This window comes from Microbacterium sp. NPDC090014, from assembly GCF_044748285.1.
Classification (GTDB): Bacteria; Actinomycetota; Actinomycetes; order Actinomycetales; family Microbacteriaceae; genus Microbacterium.
Window position 1 is genome coordinate 108,308 of sequence record NZ_JBIVFS010000002.1, and the last position, 14,624, is coordinate 122,931.

General features: G+C 68.9%; 16 protein-coding genes. 3 read left to right on the plus strand and 13 right to left on the minus strand.

Annotated elements, in window-relative coordinates:
* Positions 1-42: 42 nt before the first annotated feature.
* The 8 genes from ACIPV5_RS13895 to ACIPV5_RS13930 form a co-directional block, all read right to left on the minus strand.
* Entirely contained in the window at positions 43-327 is a 285-nt protein-coding gene (locus ACIPV5_RS13895) for a DUF6457 domain-containing protein (RefSeq protein ID WP_056279307.1), read from the minus strand.
* A complete protein-coding gene (locus tag ACIPV5_RS13900; RefSeq protein ID WP_400341416.1) occupies positions 324-1,073 on the minus strand; it encodes a molybdenum cofactor guanylyltransferase in 750 nt (249 codons plus the stop codon). Before ACIPV5_RS13900 ends, ACIPV5_RS13895 begins: the two co-directional genes overlap by 4 nt.
* Positions 1,070-2,302 (minus strand): gephyrin-like molybdotransferase Glp, encoded by a 1,233-nt coding sequence (gene glp, locus ACIPV5_RS13905; RefSeq protein WP_400341417.1) that lies wholly within the window; start codon positions 2,300-2,302, stop codon positions 1,070-1,072. Before glp ends, ACIPV5_RS13900 begins: the two co-directional genes overlap by 4 nt.
* 134 nt (positions 2,303-2,436) lie before the next feature.
* Complete coding sequence (locus ACIPV5_RS13910) at positions 2,437-2,646, minus strand: hypothetical protein (RefSeq protein ID WP_053099248.1); 210 nt, start codon at positions 2,644-2,646, stop codon at positions 2,437-2,439.
* Positions 2,647-2,877: 231 nt separating this feature from the next.
* On the minus strand, positions 2,878-3,798 hold the full coding sequence (locus ACIPV5_RS13915) for a hypothetical protein (protein WP_400341419.1): 921 nt from the start codon (positions 3,796-3,798) through the stop codon (positions 2,878-2,880).
* A gap of 438 nt (positions 3,799-4,236) precedes the next feature.
* Positions 4,237-5,277, minus strand: a complete 1,041-nt coding sequence (locus ACIPV5_RS13920; protein WP_157538247.1) for an LLM class flavin-dependent oxidoreductase — start codon at positions 5,275-5,277, stop codon at positions 4,237-4,239.
* A gap of 63 nt (positions 5,278-5,340) precedes the next feature.
* The gene (locus ACIPV5_RS13925) at positions 5,341-5,577 is read right to left on the minus strand and encodes a DUF2795 domain-containing protein (RefSeq protein ID WP_400341421.1); all 237 of its coding nucleotides are present in this window, start codon (positions 5,575-5,577) and stop codon (positions 5,341-5,343) included.
* A 65-nt stretch (positions 5,578-5,642) separates the two neighbouring features.
* Positions 5,643-6,065 (minus strand): Hsp20/alpha crystallin family protein, encoded by a 423-nt coding sequence (locus ACIPV5_RS13930; RefSeq protein WP_053097741.1) that lies wholly within the window; start codon positions 6,063-6,065, stop codon positions 5,643-5,645.
* Between the two features lie 123 nt (positions 6,066-6,188).
* On the opposite strand from ACIPV5_RS13930, the gene ACIPV5_RS13935 reads away from it, so the two are divergent.
* Both ACIPV5_RS13935 and ACIPV5_RS13940 read left to right on the plus strand, forming a co-directional pair.
* A complete protein-coding gene (locus tag ACIPV5_RS13935; RefSeq protein ID WP_187250757.1) occupies positions 6,189-6,473 on the plus strand; it encodes a MerR family transcriptional regulator in 285 nt (94 codons plus the stop codon).
* A 75-nt stretch (positions 6,474-6,548) separates the two neighbouring features.
* A complete protein-coding gene (locus tag ACIPV5_RS13940; protein WP_053097739.1) occupies positions 6,549-8,279 on the plus strand; it encodes a sodium:proton antiporter in 1,731 nt (576 codons plus the stop codon).
* Between the two features lie 63 nt (positions 8,280-8,342).
* Here ACIPV5_RS13940 and ACIPV5_RS13945 read toward each other — a convergent pair whose 3' ends face one another.
* The 5 genes from ACIPV5_RS13945 to ACIPV5_RS13965 all read right to left on the minus strand — a co-directional run bounded on the left by ACIPV5_RS13945 (position 8,343) and on the right by ACIPV5_RS13965 (position 11,863).
* Positions 8,343-9,770: a dicarboxylate/amino acid:cation symporter gene (locus tag ACIPV5_RS13945; RefSeq protein ID WP_053097738.1), complete on the minus strand. Its 1,428-nt coding sequence runs from the start codon at positions 9,768-9,770 to the stop codon at positions 8,343-8,345.
* A 141-nt stretch (positions 9,771-9,911) separates the two neighbouring features.
* Complete coding sequence (locus ACIPV5_RS13950) at positions 9,912-10,250, minus strand: hypothetical protein (protein WP_053097737.1); 339 nt, start codon at positions 10,248-10,250, stop codon at positions 9,912-9,914.
* Between the two features lie 127 nt (positions 10,251-10,377).
* A complete protein-coding gene (locus ACIPV5_RS13955; RefSeq protein WP_400341424.1) occupies positions 10,378-10,608 on the minus strand; it encodes a helix-turn-helix domain-containing protein in 231 nt (76 codons plus the stop codon).
* Positions 10,605-11,240: a hypothetical protein gene (locus ACIPV5_RS13960; RefSeq protein ID WP_320490650.1), complete on the minus strand. Its 636-nt coding sequence runs from the start codon at positions 11,238-11,240 to the stop codon at positions 10,605-10,607. Before ACIPV5_RS13960 ends, ACIPV5_RS13955 begins: the two co-directional genes overlap by 4 nt.
* A gap of 2 nt (positions 11,241-11,242) precedes the next feature.
* The gene (locus tag ACIPV5_RS13965) at positions 11,243-11,863 is read right to left on the minus strand and encodes a DUF2975 domain-containing protein (protein ID WP_053097734.1); all 621 of its coding nucleotides are present in this window, start codon (positions 11,861-11,863) and stop codon (positions 11,243-11,245) included.
* A 226-nt stretch (positions 11,864-12,089) separates the two neighbouring features.
* On the opposite strand from ACIPV5_RS13965, the gene ACIPV5_RS13970 reads away from it, so the two are divergent.
* Positions 12,090-14,615: an ATP-dependent Clp protease ATP-binding subunit gene (locus tag ACIPV5_RS13970; protein ID WP_053097733.1), complete on the plus strand. Its 2,526-nt coding sequence runs from the start codon at positions 12,090-12,092 to the stop codon at positions 14,613-14,615.
* The last annotated feature ends 9 nt before the right edge of the window (positions 14,616-14,624 follow it).

Genomic DNA, 14,624 nt, shown 5'->3' on the forward strand with positions numbered 1-14,624 from the left:
TTACTTCTCGATCACATCGGCGAGGTGGGCGATGAGAGAACTTCAGGAATCCTGGTCGTCGGCGCGCCATTCCCCGGCCAGCTCGGTGATGGTGGCGACCGCCGCAGCGGTGTCCTCGCGGCTGCCGCCCGCGCGACCTGCGGCGAGGCCGGCGAGGTAGGCGCTGAGCGGTGCGGCCGGGCGGGCGACGCCGTGCGCGACATCCCGGGCGAGATCCAGGAGCAGGGCGACATCGACGGACTCGCGATCGATCCCGAGCGCGCTGCAGACCGCCGTGGTCCAGTCGTCCAGGGCTTCGACCGGAAGGTGTTGCGGCTTGTCGGTCATGTCGTCTCCTCGTCTGGTGCTCCGTTGCGCGGGGGCATCGGTGCCGCGGCGCGGGCCCGTTCGAGATCGTCCCACGTGTCGACATCCGTTGCCAGGTCTCCTGCCGGAATCGCGCCGATGCGCAGGCGCGCCAGCAGCGATCGCAACGACGCGTCGCGGCCGCCGTCGGGGAGAGCCGCGGCGGCGGATCGCAGGGCATCGGTGCGGTAGCGGCCGACGAGCCACTGCATGCGTCCCGACGCGTCGATCAGGCAGACGCCGTCGATGCCGTGCGCACCATTCGTGCTGGGGGCGTCGTCGTCGCCACCCTTGCCGGTCGTGCTGTCCTTGCCGGTCGTGCTGGGGGCGTCGTCCTTGGTGTCGGCGGAGAGGGGCGGATGCCGGCGCAGCAGTGCCACGGCGCCTTCGGCGTTCGGCAGGTCGGCCGCCAGCACCAGGACGTCGGCGGTGTCGACGAGGGCGAGGCCTGCGGCGATGCCGGCGACCGGTCCGCCGAACTCCCGGGTCTCCCGGGTCCATACGACGCGAACACGGGTCGGCGCCGGCGGACCAACGACCACGATGGGGTCGCAGCCGTCGACGGCGGCGATGGCGCGGTCGAGCAGGGTACGGCCGCCGACCTCGAGCAACGGCTTGGCAGTCCCGTCGAGTCGTGAGGCCCGCCCGCCGGCGAGGATGATCGCGGCAGTCGGCCCGGACGCCGGTGTCGCGGCGTCCGGTGTCTCGGTCGTGCGCGTCCCGGTCACGAGAGCAGCATGACGTCGACCAGGTCGCCTGCCGCGACGGCTGATACGTCGGCGGGCACGACGGCATAGGCATCCGCTCTGGCGAGTCCTGCCGCCAGATGCGCGCCCGACGACCCGTCGGCGGCCGCCGGGCGCACCGACCAGGCGGCCGGGTCGGATCGGTCGAGGGCGACGGGCACGTACTGCTGTCGTCCCACCGGGCTGCGCCACGCTGCGGTGCTGGCGAGGCGGAGCATCGGGCGCTGCAGGCCTGCGCGACCCTGGAGAGCGAGCAGCGCCGGCCGCACGAAGGCCTCGAACGACGCGGCGACGCTCGCCGGATTGCCGGGCAGTCCGAACACCAGCGCGTCGCCGAGGCGCCCGAAGGCCTGAGGCCTGCCCGGCTGCATGGCGACCGCCACGAACTCGATGCGATCGCGTAGCACGTTCTTCACGACCTCGTGGGCTCCGGCGCTGACTCCGCCGGACGTGACCACGACATCGACGCGCGCATCGACGAGCGCGCGATCGAGGAGTGCGGTGAAGGCGGCATCCTCGTCTGTCACCGTGTCGACCGAGACGACGTCAGCGCCCGTCTCCGCGCACAGCGCAGCGAGCAGCACCGAGTTCGACTCGGGGATCTGCCCGCGGGCGAGGTCGGCGCCGGGGGCGGCGAGCTCGCTGCCGGTCGAGATGACCGCGACGCGAGGACGACGATGCACCGGCACAGTGTCGATGCCGGTGGCCGCGATGGCCGTGAGCTGGAGCGGCCCGAGGGTGGTGCCCGCTGTCGCGACGACGGCTCCGGCGCGCAGCTCCTCGCCGCGGCGGCGGATGTTGGCACCCGCGCGAGTCGGCGCAGTGACCACGATCGCAGGCGCATCCCACGCCTGCAGGCCGTCGCGGGTGTGCTCGAAGGGCACGACGACGGTCGCCGTGTGCGGCACAGGCGCGCCGGTCATGATGCGTGCGGCCCGTCCCTCACGCAGCTCGGGTTCGTCGGCCGACCCCGCCGGGAGGTCGGCGATCACCGCGAGCTCGACGGGGTGCTCGGCCGTGGCCGACTCGACGTCGGTGAACAGGACCGCGTATCCGTCCATCGCCGAGTTGTCGAACAGCGGCACATCGACCCGAGCGTGCACGGTCGCGGCGAGGATGCGGCCCGCCGCCTGTGCGAGCGGCACCGATTCGGCATCCAGCGGTCGGGTGGCGGCGATCACCTTCGCCCGCTGCTCCTCGACCGTCAGCATGCCGGCTGCTCCTCGACCGTCAGCATGCCGGAGGAGCGAGGGGAGTGGTGATTCGCATGCAGTCAGCGTACGACGGTCGCGGGGATGCCCCGCGACCGCGCCGCCCCTCTGCCCCTTGTGTCCCCGTTCGAAAGTCAGTGCTCGCGGAACATCGGCCAACCGCTGCCCGGCAGCATGTGCGAATGCAACGCGCCCTTCGCCGATTCCAGGGTCGGGTACGTGCCTGTCGCCGCATCGGATCCGGCCATGACGACGGTGTATCCCTCGTCGTCATGCCGGATGCTGCCGACGACGCCGTTCGTGCCGTACGCCACCCAGAGGGCCAGGGTCTTGGTAGTGCTCATCATCGAACCCCTTCCGTTGCGGGTGACCCTACGCCCCGGCGCACCGGAATACCAGCCCCTGACGCGGAGTCTTGGCGGCATTCGCCACATGGCGCCGGTGATGCGGGGCCAGTTGTGCATCGCAAACGGATGATCCGGATGCGGAACTGGCCCCGCCTGGACGCCGGATGCGGAAATGGCCCCGCCTGCGGGCGTGGGAGGGGCGGGGCGGGACGCAGAGATGTGCGAGCGTCAGCGACGGGATGCCATCGCGCGACGGATGCGGTCCATCAGCGGTCGCCCGTCGTCCAGGTCGAGCTGAGTCACGCGGATGACGATCCAGCCGAGGTCCTCGAGATCTCGCTGCCGCTGGATGTCGCGGCGCCACTGATCGCGACTCGTGCGGTGGCCGTCGCCCTCGTACTCGATCGAGATCCTGAGGTCGGGATAGGCCATGTCGCTGCGCGCGATGAGGAGCCCGTTCTCGTGGATCTCGTACTGCACGACGGGTTCAGGAAGACCTCCCGCGACGATGAGCAACCGCGTCTCGGTCTCCTTGGGCGATTCCACTCCTTCGCGCGCACGGGACAGCGCGTCACGGACTCGTCGAGAGCCGGGGAAGCGGCCCCAGGCCTGCAGGCGCTGTTCGATGTCGGTCTCTGTCAGGGGAGGGCGCCCCTGACGCAGCCCGGGATAGTTGTCGGCCGTGGTCAGCACTGCGTCGAGGGCGATGACCACCTGGTCGTCGGTCAGCGTCGCGGCGCACATGAACAGAGCCGCGGCCGGATCGACGACCGGAATTCCACCGATTCGCCAGGGATGGGCCCGTCCCTCTGCCAGGCGCCGGCCAGTGACGCAGCGGCGGCGGGCGCGCGCCGAACCCGTCGTCACGACCACGAGGATCGGTGCCTCGACGTTCCAGATGCCGGGATGCGGATACCCCCACACGCGCATCGCCGTCTCCCCGCCGATGAGCTGACCACGGTGCAGGAGGGGCGCGAGGGCGACGACGCGATCGAGTGGTGTGTCCGCGGCCGTGACCGAACGCACCCCGCGGAAGGGCCGGTCGAGATCGCGCGCGGATGCGCGACCCCGACCGACACCTGCGGCCGCGGCCTGCCGCACGGAGAAATGGCGCCCGAGTTCGTCGGGCAGGAGTATCCGATGGCGCATCCCATCAGGCTCGCTGGTCGGATGCGTCTTCCGGGCCTGATGACCGCGAGATCCCGAGAGATGTGGACAAGTCGCGCCTGTGGACAGATTGAGCGCCGCATTCCTCCGGCGTGGTGCGGGGCCAGTTCTGCATCGGGTGCCGCGAGCGGGGCCAGTTCTGCATCGGGTGCCGCGAGCGGGGCCAGTTCTGCATCGGGTGCCGCGAGCGGGGCCACTTCTGCATCTGAAACCGACGTTTCGGATGCACAAGTGGCCCCGCCTGGCGGCGGGATGCGGAAGTGGCCCCGCTCGCGTGCGCGAGCGCGCGCAGCGACAAGCGAGTGGTGACCAGCGCGGCGACCAGCGCCCGGCGACGAGCGCGCGACGGCCCAGCGCGCGACGGCACGCGGCGCCCCCTTCGCCTACAGCCCGGCGCCTACAGCGCGGCGCCCGCGGCGCCTACAGGGCGGCGGCGATGAGCTCGAGCGTCTGGGCGCGGCCGGCGGCGGCGTCACGAGGCTCGGACTCGTATGCACCGGCGACGGGCGACAGCATGACCTCGTCGACGCCGTACTTCTCGGCGAACGCGCGCACCTCGGCGGCGACCGACTCGCCGGTGCCGACGAACCAGCGCGAGCGGGCGGCTTCGACGACCTGGTCGGTCGCGGCATCCGATTCTGCGGCGAGGGCCTCTTCGACGGTCTCGAGTGCGATGAGCGGCTTGTTGAGGCGCAGGCGCGACATCATGCGCAGCTGCGGAAGGGCGCGCGCCTCGGCCTCTTCCTGTGTCGGCGCGGCGACGACGTTGACCGTGAGGAACGTCCGCGGCTCGGGGTGCTCTTCGCTCGGCTGGTAGCCGGTGCGGTAGAGGTCGAGTGCGCGCTCGAGGCCCTGTCCCGAGAAGTGGTTGGCGAAGACGTAGGGCAGGCCGTGGGATGCCGCGAGCTGCGCCGAGTAGTCGCTCGATCCGAGCAGCCACACCTCGGGGCTTCCGGTGGCGGCCGGGGTCGCGTGCACCGTGTACTCGCCACCCGAGGTGAAGCGCACGGTGGCGCCCTCGCCCGAGATGAGTGCGGCGATGTCCTGCACGTTGCGCGGGAACTGCTCGACGTCGCTGGTCGTGCCCGATCCACGCAGCAGCTGGGTGATGACGGGGTCGCTGCCGGGCGCGCGGCCGAGGCCGAGGTCGATGCGTCCGGGCGCGATGGCCTCGAGGGCGGCGAACTGCTCGGCGACGATGAGCGGTGCGTGGTTGGGGAGCATCACTCCGCCGGATCCCAGACGGATCTGCGTCGTGCGCATCGCGGCGGCGGCGATCAGCACCGGGGGAGTGGTGGATGCCACGGCCGGCATGTTGTGGTGCTCGGCGAACCAGTAGCGGCGGTAGCCGAGCCGGTCGGCGGTCGCGGCGAGATCGAGGGAGGAGGAGATCGCCTCGGCACTGGTCTGGCCGGTGCGAACCGGGACGAGGTCGAGGACGGAGAGCGCGGTGGAAGTCATCCCCGAATGCAACGGCGGGGGCGGGCGGGGCATTCCCGTCCGCCCCATCGTCGCCGGTGCGTCTCAGACAGCGACGAGACCTGCGGATGCCGAGGGCGCGAACTCCTCGGTGAGCGCGCGTCGCGTGAGGTGATAGCGGATGTGCCAGGCGGCGCTGAAGCTCTGCTCGGAAAGCTGGGCGAGGGCCGTTCGGTCATCGGGGCCGAGGCCGTCGCGGGCTGCTTCGCGGAGCAGGTCGTCTCGTGTCGCCGGGTACTCCATGCCGCGGAGGAACCGGTCGAGAGCAGAAGAGGTGCGCATGGGATCGTCCTTTCCGAAGGGAGAGCGGGGTGGGCCGGGGTGTGCGCCCCCGGCCCACCGAAGGGTCAGGCGGTGATCGACTGTCGGTTGTCGCTCGACTCGACCTCGATCTTGCGGGGCTTCGCGCGCTCGCTGACCGGGATGATCACCGAGAGCACGCCGCTCTCGTACGAGGCGCTGATCGCGTCGAGGTCGACGCCGTCGCCGAGCGAGAACTGGCGGAGGAACGAGCCAGCCCCGCGTTCGCGTGCGAGCCAGCGGACGCCTTCGCGACCGTCGGCCGTGCGCTGCGCGCGGATCGTGAGCTGTCCGCCGTCGAGGTCGACGTCGATCGAGCCCGGATCGATGCCGGGGAGGTCGGCGTGCAGGATGTACCTGTCGCCGTCGCGGTAGAGGTCCACCGGCATGAGACGCGGTGCGCGGACGGAGTCCAGCACGCTCGCAGCGAAGCGGTCGAGCTGACTGAACGGATCGAAGGACATGGCCATGAGTGTCTCCTTTCGTGTGGCCCGAGCGGGCGTTCTCCGGTGCAGATTATCTGCAACCGTTGCTATAGATTTTTTATAGAACAACGCGAGATAGAATGCAAGTGCGTCGAGAGGGAGGTGCCCATGGGTGATCGTGATCCGAGCATGCCGGTCTACGGCATCGCCGTCGCCGCGCAGCTCAGCGGGGTCCCCGAGGCCAGCCTCCGACTCTTCGAGGCGAAGGGGCTGGTCACGCCCGCGCGCAGCGAGGGCGGCACGCGCCGCTACAGCGATGACGACCTCGAGCGCATCCGCCGGGTGACCGGGCTGCGCGTCGAGGGCATCAACATCGTCGGCATCCGTCGCGTGCTCGATCTGGAGGACGAGAACGCCGGCCTCCGCGACGAGCTCGCCGACGAGCGCCCCTGATCCGCGGCCTGCTGCGCCCCGTGACCGACGCGGCTGCGCCCCGCGACCGACGCGGGAGGGCAGTACTTTAGGGGCATGGATGCCGAGATCTTCTACGTGCTCGTCGGTGCTGTCGTGGTGGCCGCGATCGCCCGATGGCGCGGCTGGCCGGCGCCGCTCCTCGTCACTGTCGTGGCGCTCGCGGCATCCTTCCTTCCCTTCGTGCCGGATGTCGAGATCGACGGCCATCTGCTGCTGAACCTCGTGCTGCCGCCGCTGCTCTATTCGGCGGCCCTGGACGTCTCGTTCGTCGGCTTCAAGCGCAGCCTCCCGCAGATCCGCCGGCTCGGCATCTGGCTCGTGCTGCTCACGGCGCTCGCGGTGGGGTTCGTGGCCTGGTGGATCATGCCGTCGCTGACCCTGCCGGGCGCCCTGCTGCTCGGCGCGATCGTGGCGCCGCCGGATGCGGTGTCGGCCGCCGCGATCGGCCGCAAGCTCGGTCTGCCGCGCCGCATCATGACGGTGCTCTCGGGCGAGAGTCTGATCAACGATGCGACCTCGTTGACGCTGTACCGCGTGTTCGCGGCGATCCTCGCGGGCGCGACCGTGTCGGTGTGGGGCGGCGTGGGGCAGTTCCTGCTGGCCGTCGCCGTGGGTGTCGCGATCGGACTCGTCTTCGGCATCCTGCTGCATCAGCTCCGGATGCGGATCAACGACGCGGTCGTGATCGGGACCTTCGGACTGCTCGCACCGTTCGGCGCCTATGCGATCGCCGAGCACCTGCTGGGTTCCGGAGTGCTCGCGGTCGTCGCGATGGGCCTGTACGTCGGATACAACTCGCCTCGCACCGACTACACGACCCGCCAGCAGGAGAAGCCGCTCTGGCTGTCGGCGGATCTGCTGCTCGAGAGCTTCGTGTTCGCGTACATCGGTCTGCAGTTCCCCCGGGTGCTCCGCGACCTCGGCAGCGAGTCCGTCGAGCAGATCCTCGTGCTGTCGGGCATCGTGCTGCTGGTCGTGCTCGTGGTGCGTCCGCTGTACATCTATCCGACGAGCGCGTGGGCGAACTTCCAGGACCGCAAGCGCCTTCAGCGCTGGGATCGCGGCGTCGAGAACGGGGAGTTCGAGAAACGTCACGAGAAGTCCCGGCGGTGGGGGCAGTTCACGGCCGACGAGCTGCGCACGCACATCGTGCGCGACCAGATGGCCGGGCTGCAGCTGACCTGGAAGGACAGCGCGGTGATCTCATGGGCCGGTATGCGCGGCGTCGTGACGCTCGCGATCGCTCTCGCGGCCGCCGATCTCGCGACGCTCGACGAGGAGGCCTCGCACGCGATCGTCGTGGTGGCGTTCGTGGTGACCGTGGGCACGCTGCTGCTGCAGGGGCTCACGCTGCCGATGCTGATCCGCCGCCTCGGGATCGAGGGAGACGTCGATCACGACGACGACCAGCGTGCGCTCGCCGCGGTGCGGGAGAAGAGCCGAGAGGCCGGCAAGGCGTTCCTGGCCGAGAAGCGCGTCGAGTGGGAGGCCAAGTACGGTGAGGTCGACCTGGGAGTGTTCGATGCGTTCACGAAGCGCATGACCCGCGTCGAGAAGGACACCGACGACGCGCAGCAGGTCGAGGATGCCGCCGCTCGCCCGTCCTTCGACGACCTGGCTGCCCTGAGCCGGGGATGGCTGCAGGTGCGCCGCGACATCCTTCTCGCGGAGAGGGACGCGGGCAACCTCGATGAAGAGCTCATGCGCGAGCTGATGACGGCGATGGATGCCGAGGAGCTCGCGCTCGACACCCGCGGTGCCACCCGCCAGCAGGGTCGCGCATAGCGGGAGACGGACGAGCGCCCCGCCCCGGAAGGGACGAGGCGCTCGGGCGGTGACGGAGAGAGGTCAGCGGGTGCTGGCCGGCTCGGTCTCGGATGCCGCGGCATCCGCCTCGGGTGCGTCGTCGTCGGCCGAGTCGTCGGCGAACGGCAGGCCCTCGCGGGGCGCGTTGTAGAGCTCCTCGTCGAGGATCCCCTCGCGCTTGGCGACGATGGTGGGCACGAGCGCCTGGCCCGCGACGTTGACCGCGGTGCGGCCCATGTCGAGGATCGGGTCGATCGCGAGCAGCAGGCCGACGCCCTCGAGCGGCAGGCCGAGCGTCGACAGCGTCAGGGTGAGCATCACGGTCGCGCCCGTGGTGCCCGCGGTGGCCGCCGAGCCGACGACCGAGACGAGCACGATCAGCAGGTACTGCACGAGGGTGAGTTCGATGCCGAAGAACTGTGCGACGAAGATCGCGGCGATGGCCGGATAGATGGCGGCGCAGCCGTCCATCTTGGTGGTCGCGCCGAACGGCACGGCGAAGGAGGCGTACGAGCGGGGAACGCCGAGGTTGCGCTCGGTCACGCGCTCGGTGAGGGGCAGGGTGCCGATCGACGAGCGGCTGACGAACGCCAGCTGCACGGCGGGCCAGACGCCTGAGAAGTACTGCCTGATCGACAGGCCGTTGGTCTTCACGAGCACCGGGTAGACGACGAAGAGCACCAGGGCGAGACCGATGTACACGGCGATCGCGAACCAGCCGAGCGAGGCGAGCTTCTCCCAGCCGTACTCGACGACTGCGGCGCCGATCAGGCCGAAGGTGCCGATGGGGGCGATGCGGATGATCCACCACAGCACGCGCTGGATGACCTTGAGCAGCGACTCGGTGAACGCGAGGAAGGGCTCGGCCTTCTTGCCGGCCTTGAGCGCCGCGATGCCGACGGCGACCGCGATCACGATGACCTGCAGGATGTTGAAGTTGACGCTCGAGGAGAACGTGCCCTCGGTCGCGCCGGGGTTGGTGCTGACGCTGAGGCCGAGGAAGTTCTGCGGGATCAGACCGAGCAGGAAGTTCCACCAGGTGCCCACGGTGTAGGGCGCGCTCGGGGCGAGGTCGTCGCCGGCGCGCGACCCGGGCTGGATCACGAGTCCGAGCACGATGCCGATGCTCACGGCGATGAACGCGGTGATCGCGAACCACAGCAGCGTCTGACCGGCCAGGCGTGCGGCGTTCTGCACGCGCCGCAGGTTCGAGATGCTCGCCACGATCGCGGTGAAGATCAGCGGCACGACGGCTGTGCGCAGCAGCGTGACGTACGAGCTGCCGATCGTGTCGAGGGTGGCCGAGAGGCCGTTCGGCTCGTCGCCGGTCGCTCCGAGCTGACGGGCGATCAGGCCGGCGGCGATGCCGAGGACGAGTGCGGCGAGGATCTGGAAGCCGAACGACGTCAGCAGCTTCCGGACGGGACCGCGGGTGTCTGGCGCCTTCGTGGCGCGGACGGTGGTGCTCATTGGATCGGGGACTCCAGAATCGGTGCGCGCCGTGTGCGCGCTATCCGTCCACGCTAGGAGCCGCGCCCGCGACCGGAGGCGGAGATGACGAAGGATGACGGATGCCGCAGCATCCGTCCTCCTTCGTGGTCGGCCCGGGGGTCAGCCCGCGCACTTCTCCAGGTTGTCGGTGAGGATCTGCGTGGTGAGTGCCTTGTCCTCTTCGCTGGACTGCTTGTCCTCGCCGTTGGCGATGTAGGTGAGGGTCTCATTGCTCAGGTCGGAGTCGACGAGGGCGTCGGCGAAGCAGGTTGCGACGTCGTCCGTCACGACATCACCGAGTCCCTGCTCTTCGTAGACCTTCTGGATGCCGTCGGCGACGTCGTCGACCGCGGGGCGGGACGTTCCCCCGCAGGCGGCCAGCGAGAATGCGAGTGCGGCGATGGGCAGAGCCATGAGGATGCGGGAGGGTGTGCGCAGGTTCCGGTCGTTGAGCTTCATGGGGTCAACGCTATCGACCCACAGGAGATTCATAGAAGGGGTTGCGCTGAGCATGCCGTCCGTGATGCTGTCCCGCGCCGTCACCCGAGGGCGGTCATCGAAACAGGAGCCCCCACCGCGGTCCCCCCTACGCGAGCACCAGCAGGTCGCCGACCTCGCAGTCGAGCGCGTCGCAGATCGCGCGCAGGGTCGAGTACCGGATCGCCCGCGCGCGGTCGTTCTTGAGCACCGACAGGTTGACGATGCTCACCCCGACGCGTGCGCTCAGCTCGGTCAGCGTCAGCCCTCGCTCGGCGAGCAGCTCGTCGAGCCGGCAGTGGATGCCGGTGAGCTCGTCGTCGTTCTCCGCCGGGCTCATACGAGGCCCCGAGTCTCATCCTCGAGGGCCGCGTTCGTGCGCTGCAGGCGGATGCCCTGACGGAACGCTGCTGCGATGAGGCCCACCGCGACGCCGGTCGCGAAGATCGGGACGATGGACCAGAAATCGATCGGATGCACCGGCTCACCCGTGCCGATGCCCACCGCGGCGGACACCCCGTTCAGCCCCAGTTTCTCGAGCAGCACGATGAACATCGGAGCGAGCACGAGGGTCCAGCCGATCGCGTCGAAGGCCCGTGCGTTGCTCCGCACGAAGAAGCGTCCGCGGAGGAAGTTCCAGGCGACGAGCATCACGCCGACGATGACGATCAGCGGGGCGAGCGCCCAGAGGACGAGAGAGCCGATGATCGCTGCGGTCGAAGCGGCGTCCACCCCGGTGGCGAACACCATCGCCTCCTGAGCGATCCCCTCGACCGACGCGGCTCCTGAGCCGACGGTCGCGTCGATCGGCTGCTCGTCGATCGGAATGGACCACGCGATACCTTGATCTCGGAAGGTCCCGAGCACCCGGAACACGGTGCTGATCGACGTGACCAGCAGAGCGGCTGCGCCGAAGAGGATCACGGTGATCGCATCCGCGGTCTGCGAACGTGTCGCGGTGGTCGTGCTCATCATCAGACGAGCCCGTCCGTGTCGCGCTGCAGCCGGTCGCCGATCACGAAGACCGTGCTGATGAGGGCGATGACGAACGCCCCGAGGACGAACGTGAACGGCTCGACGCTGATCACGGCGTTGTCCACTCCGTTGTCGGTGATCCTGGCGACCGTCGCGTTGGCCAGCATGTTGTCGAAGAAGCGCACGGTGGCGAACCCGACCAGGCCGGCGATCCCGGCGGTCGCGACGAGAGCGGTGTTGCGGCGGCTGAACACGCGGCCGGTCAGCACGCTCCGCGCCAGCAGGATCAGGCATCCGATGACGAGGACGATCGTGAGGATCTGCGCGACCTGCCCGATGATGCCGGGCACGGCGGCGATCGCCGGAAGCTGCGGGGCGGTGATGATCGCACTGTCGAGACCGACCGTGATGGAGTCGCCGGTGCTGAGGGGCAGCTCGACAGGCGCCGTCGAGCCGACGAACTCGACCAGCACGGGCACGTCGACCCCGCGAGCCAGTTCGATGATGCGGATGATCGAGAACACCGTGATGTAGGCGGCGATCAGTGCTCCTGCGATGCAGAAGCCGATCAGGGCTCCGGAATCGCCGCGAGAGATCGTGCGGTCCTTCGTCGAGGTCATCGTCCACTCCTTATCGAGAGTCGTTATTACCGATAATCGTTAACATAACGACTGTCGATAAGTCCGTCAATCCCGATGGTCCAGGAGACGCGTCACCGGCGGTCACGGCACTATGCCGACGGCGAACACGGGCATACTGCCTGCGCACGGTGGTTACTCTCGATGTACAAGCGCTTCACGCGTCTTCGCCAGTGTCGAACAACACGTGCGAATAAGGAGTCACAGCATGTTCGAGAGATTCACGGACCGAGCCCGTCGAGTGGTCGTCCTCGCCCAAGAAGAGGCGAAGATGCTCAACCACAACTACATCGGCACTGAGCACATCCTGCTCGGCCTCATCCACGAGGGTGAGGGTGTCGCAGCCAAGGCGCTCGAAAGCCTCGGCATCTCCCTTGACGCCGTCCGCGAGCAGGTGCAGGACATCATCGGTCAGGGCCAGCAGCAGCCCACCGGTCACATCCCGTTCACGCCGCGCGCCAAGAAGGTGCTCGAGCTCAGCCTCCGCGAGGCCCTGCAGCTCGGTCACAACTACATCGGAACCGAGCACATCCTGCTCGGCCTCATCCGCGAGGGCGAGGGGGTCGCAGCCCAGGTCCTCGTCAAGCTCGGCGCCGACCTGAACAAGGTCCGCCAGCAGGTCATCCAGCTGCTCTCGGGTGCCCCCGGACGCGAGCCGGCAGCCGTCGGCGCGCAGTCGAACGACACCCCGAGCGCCCAGGGCGGCTCGCAGGTGCTCGACCAGTTCGGCCGCAACCTCACGCAGGCCGCGCGCGACAACAAGCTCGACCCGGTCATCGGGCGCGAGAAGGAGATCGAGCGGGTCATGCAGATCCTGTCTCGCCGCTCCAAGAACAACCCCGTCCTGATCGGCGAGCCCGGCGTCGGCAAGACCGCCGTCGTCGAGGGCCTCGCTCAGGCGATCGTCAAGGGCGATGTGCCCGAGACGCTGAAGGACAAGCAGCTCTACTCGCTCGACCTCGGCTCGCTCATCGCCGGTTCCCGCTACCGCGGTGACTTCGAAGAGCGTCTCAAGAAGGTCACCAAGGAGATCCGCACGCGCGGCGACATCATCGTCTTCATCGACGAGATCCACACCCTCGTGGGTGCGGGTGCCGCCGAGGGCGCGATCGACGCGGCCAGCATCCTCAAGCCGCTCCTCGCTCGTGGCGAGCTCCAGACCATCGGCGCCACCACCCTCGACGAGTACCGCAAGCACTTCGAGAAGGATGCCGCTCTCGAGCGCCGCTTCCAGTCGATCCAGGTGAACGAGCCGAGCCTCCCTCACACGATCAACATCCTCAAGGGACTGCGCGACCGGTACGAGGCGCACCACAAGGTGCAGATCACCGACGGCGCGATCGTCGCGGCATCGAACCTCGCCGACCGCTACGTGTCGGACCGCTTCCTGCCCGACAAGGCCATCGACCTGATCGACGAGGCCGGCGCACGCCTGCGCCTCAGCATCCTGTCGAGCCCGCCCGAGCTGCGCGAATTCGACGAGAAGATCGCCAAGGTCCGCGAGCAGAAGGAAGTCGCGTCCGAGGACCAGGACTTCGAGAAGGCCGCATCGCTGCGCGACGAGGAGAAGAGCCTCCTCGCCGAGCGCCTGCGCCTCGAGAAGCAGTGGCGTTCGGGTGACGTCGCGACCGCTGCGGTCGTCGACGAGGGTCTGATCGCCGAGGTGCTCGCACAGGCCACCGGCATCCCGGTCTTCAAGCTGACGGAAGAGGAGTCCTCGCGACTCGTCTTCATGGAGAAGGCGCTGCACCAGCGCGTCATCGGTCAGGAAGAGGCCATCGCGGCGCTCTCCAAGACGATCCGCCGTCAGCGCGCCGGCCTCAAGGACCCGAAGCGTCCCTCGGGCTCGTTCATCTTCGCCGGCCCCACGGGTGTCGGAAAGACCGAGCTCGCCAAGGCGCTCGCCGAGTTCCTGTTCGACGACGAAGCGGCTCTCATCTCGCTCGACATGAGCGAGTTCGGTGAGAAGCACACCGTCTCGCGTCTGTTCGGTGCCCCTCCCGGGTTCGTCGGATTCGAAGAGGGTGGCCAGCTCACCGAGAAGGTGCGCCGCAAGCCGTTCAGCGTGGTGCTGTTCGACGAGATCGAGAAGGCCCACCCGGACATCTTCAACTCGCTGCTGCAGATCCTCGAAGAGGGTCGCCTGACCGATGGTCAGGGCCGCGTGATCGACTTCAAGAACACCGTCATCATCATGACCACCAACCTCGGTGCGCGTGACATCGCCGGTGGTCCGGTCGGATTCCAGATCGAGGGCGTCAACTCGACGAACTACGAGCGGATGAAGGGCAAGGTCAACGAAGAGCTCAAGCGCAACTTCAAGCCCGAGTTCCTCAACCGTGTCGACGACATCATCGTGTTCCCGCAGCTGTCGAAGGAGGAGCTGGTGCAGATCGTCGATCTGTTCACGAAGCGCCTCGGCGAGCGTCTGCTCGACCGCGACATGACGATCGAGCTCTCGCAGGCCGCCAAGGAGCGTCTCATCGAGATCGGGTTCGACCCGGCGCTCGGTGCCCGTCCGCTGCGTCGCGCGATGCAGCACGAGGTCGAGGACCGTCTGTCCGAGAAGATCCTGCACGGCGAGCTGAACCCCGGCGACCACGTGAAGGTCGACGCGAAGGACGGCGAGTTCCTCTTCGAGCACGGTCCCCGTGGCGAGAAGGTCGCGGTCGGCGTCAACACCGGTGGAGCGATCTCCGGCACCCCCGACCTGGCGGTCGCCAGCGGGGAGTGACCTGATCAC

Coding starts and splice junctions, on each gene's coding strand:
- ACIPV5_RS13965 (WP_053097734.1), bottom strand. CDS start 11,863: ATGACCTCGACGAAGGACCGCACGATCTCTCGCGGCGATTCCGGAGCC.
- ACIPV5_RS13925 (WP_400341421.1), bottom strand. CDS start 5,577: ATGCGCACCTCTTCTGCTCTCGACCGGTTCCTCCGCGGCATGGAGTAC.
- ACIPV5_RS13915 (WP_400341419.1), bottom strand. CDS start 3,798: ATGCGCCATCGGATACTCCTGCCCGACGAACTCGGGCGCCATTTCTCC.
- glp (WP_400341417.1), bottom strand. CDS start 2,302: ATGCTGACGGTCGAGGAGCAGCGGGCGAAGGTGATCGCCGCCACCCGA.
- ACIPV5_RS13895 (WP_056279307.1), bottom strand. CDS start 327: ATGACCGACAAGCCGCAACACCTTCCGGTCGAAGCCCTGGACGACTGG.
- ACIPV5_RS13960 (WP_320490650.1), bottom strand. CDS start 11,240: ATGAGCACGACCACCGCGACACGTTCGCAGACCGCGGATGCGATCACC.
- ACIPV5_RS13910 (WP_053099248.1), bottom strand. CDS start 2,646: ATGAGCACTACCAAGACCCTGGCCCTCTGGGTGGCGTACGGCACGAAC.
- ACIPV5_RS13940 (WP_053097739.1), top strand. CDS start 6,549: ATGGATGCCGAGATCTTCTACGTGCTCGTCGGTGCTGTCGTGGTGGCC.
- ACIPV5_RS13935 (WP_187250757.1), top strand. CDS start 6,189: ATGGGTGATCGTGATCCGAGCATGCCGGTCTACGGCATCGCCGTCGCC.
- ACIPV5_RS13945 (WP_053097738.1), bottom strand. CDS start 9,770: ATGAGCACCACCGTCCGCGCCACGAAGGCGCCAGACACCCGCGGTCCC.
- ACIPV5_RS13955 (WP_400341424.1), bottom strand. CDS start 10,608: ATGAGCCCGGCGGAGAACGACGACGAGCTCACCGGCATCCACTGCCGG.
- ACIPV5_RS13950 (WP_053097737.1), bottom strand. CDS start 10,250: ATGAAGCTCAACGACCGGAACCTGCGCACACCCTCCCGCATCCTCATG.
- ACIPV5_RS13930 (WP_053097741.1), bottom strand. CDS start 6,065: ATGGCCATGTCCTTCGATCCGTTCAGTCAGCTCGACCGCTTCGCTGCG.
- ACIPV5_RS13920 (WP_157538247.1), bottom strand. CDS start 5,277: ATGACTTCCACCGCGCTCTCCGTCCTCGACCTCGTCCCGGTTCGCACC.
- ACIPV5_RS13970 (WP_053097733.1), top strand. CDS start 12,090: ATGTTCGAGAGATTCACGGACCGAGCCCGTCGAGTGGTCGTCCTCGCC.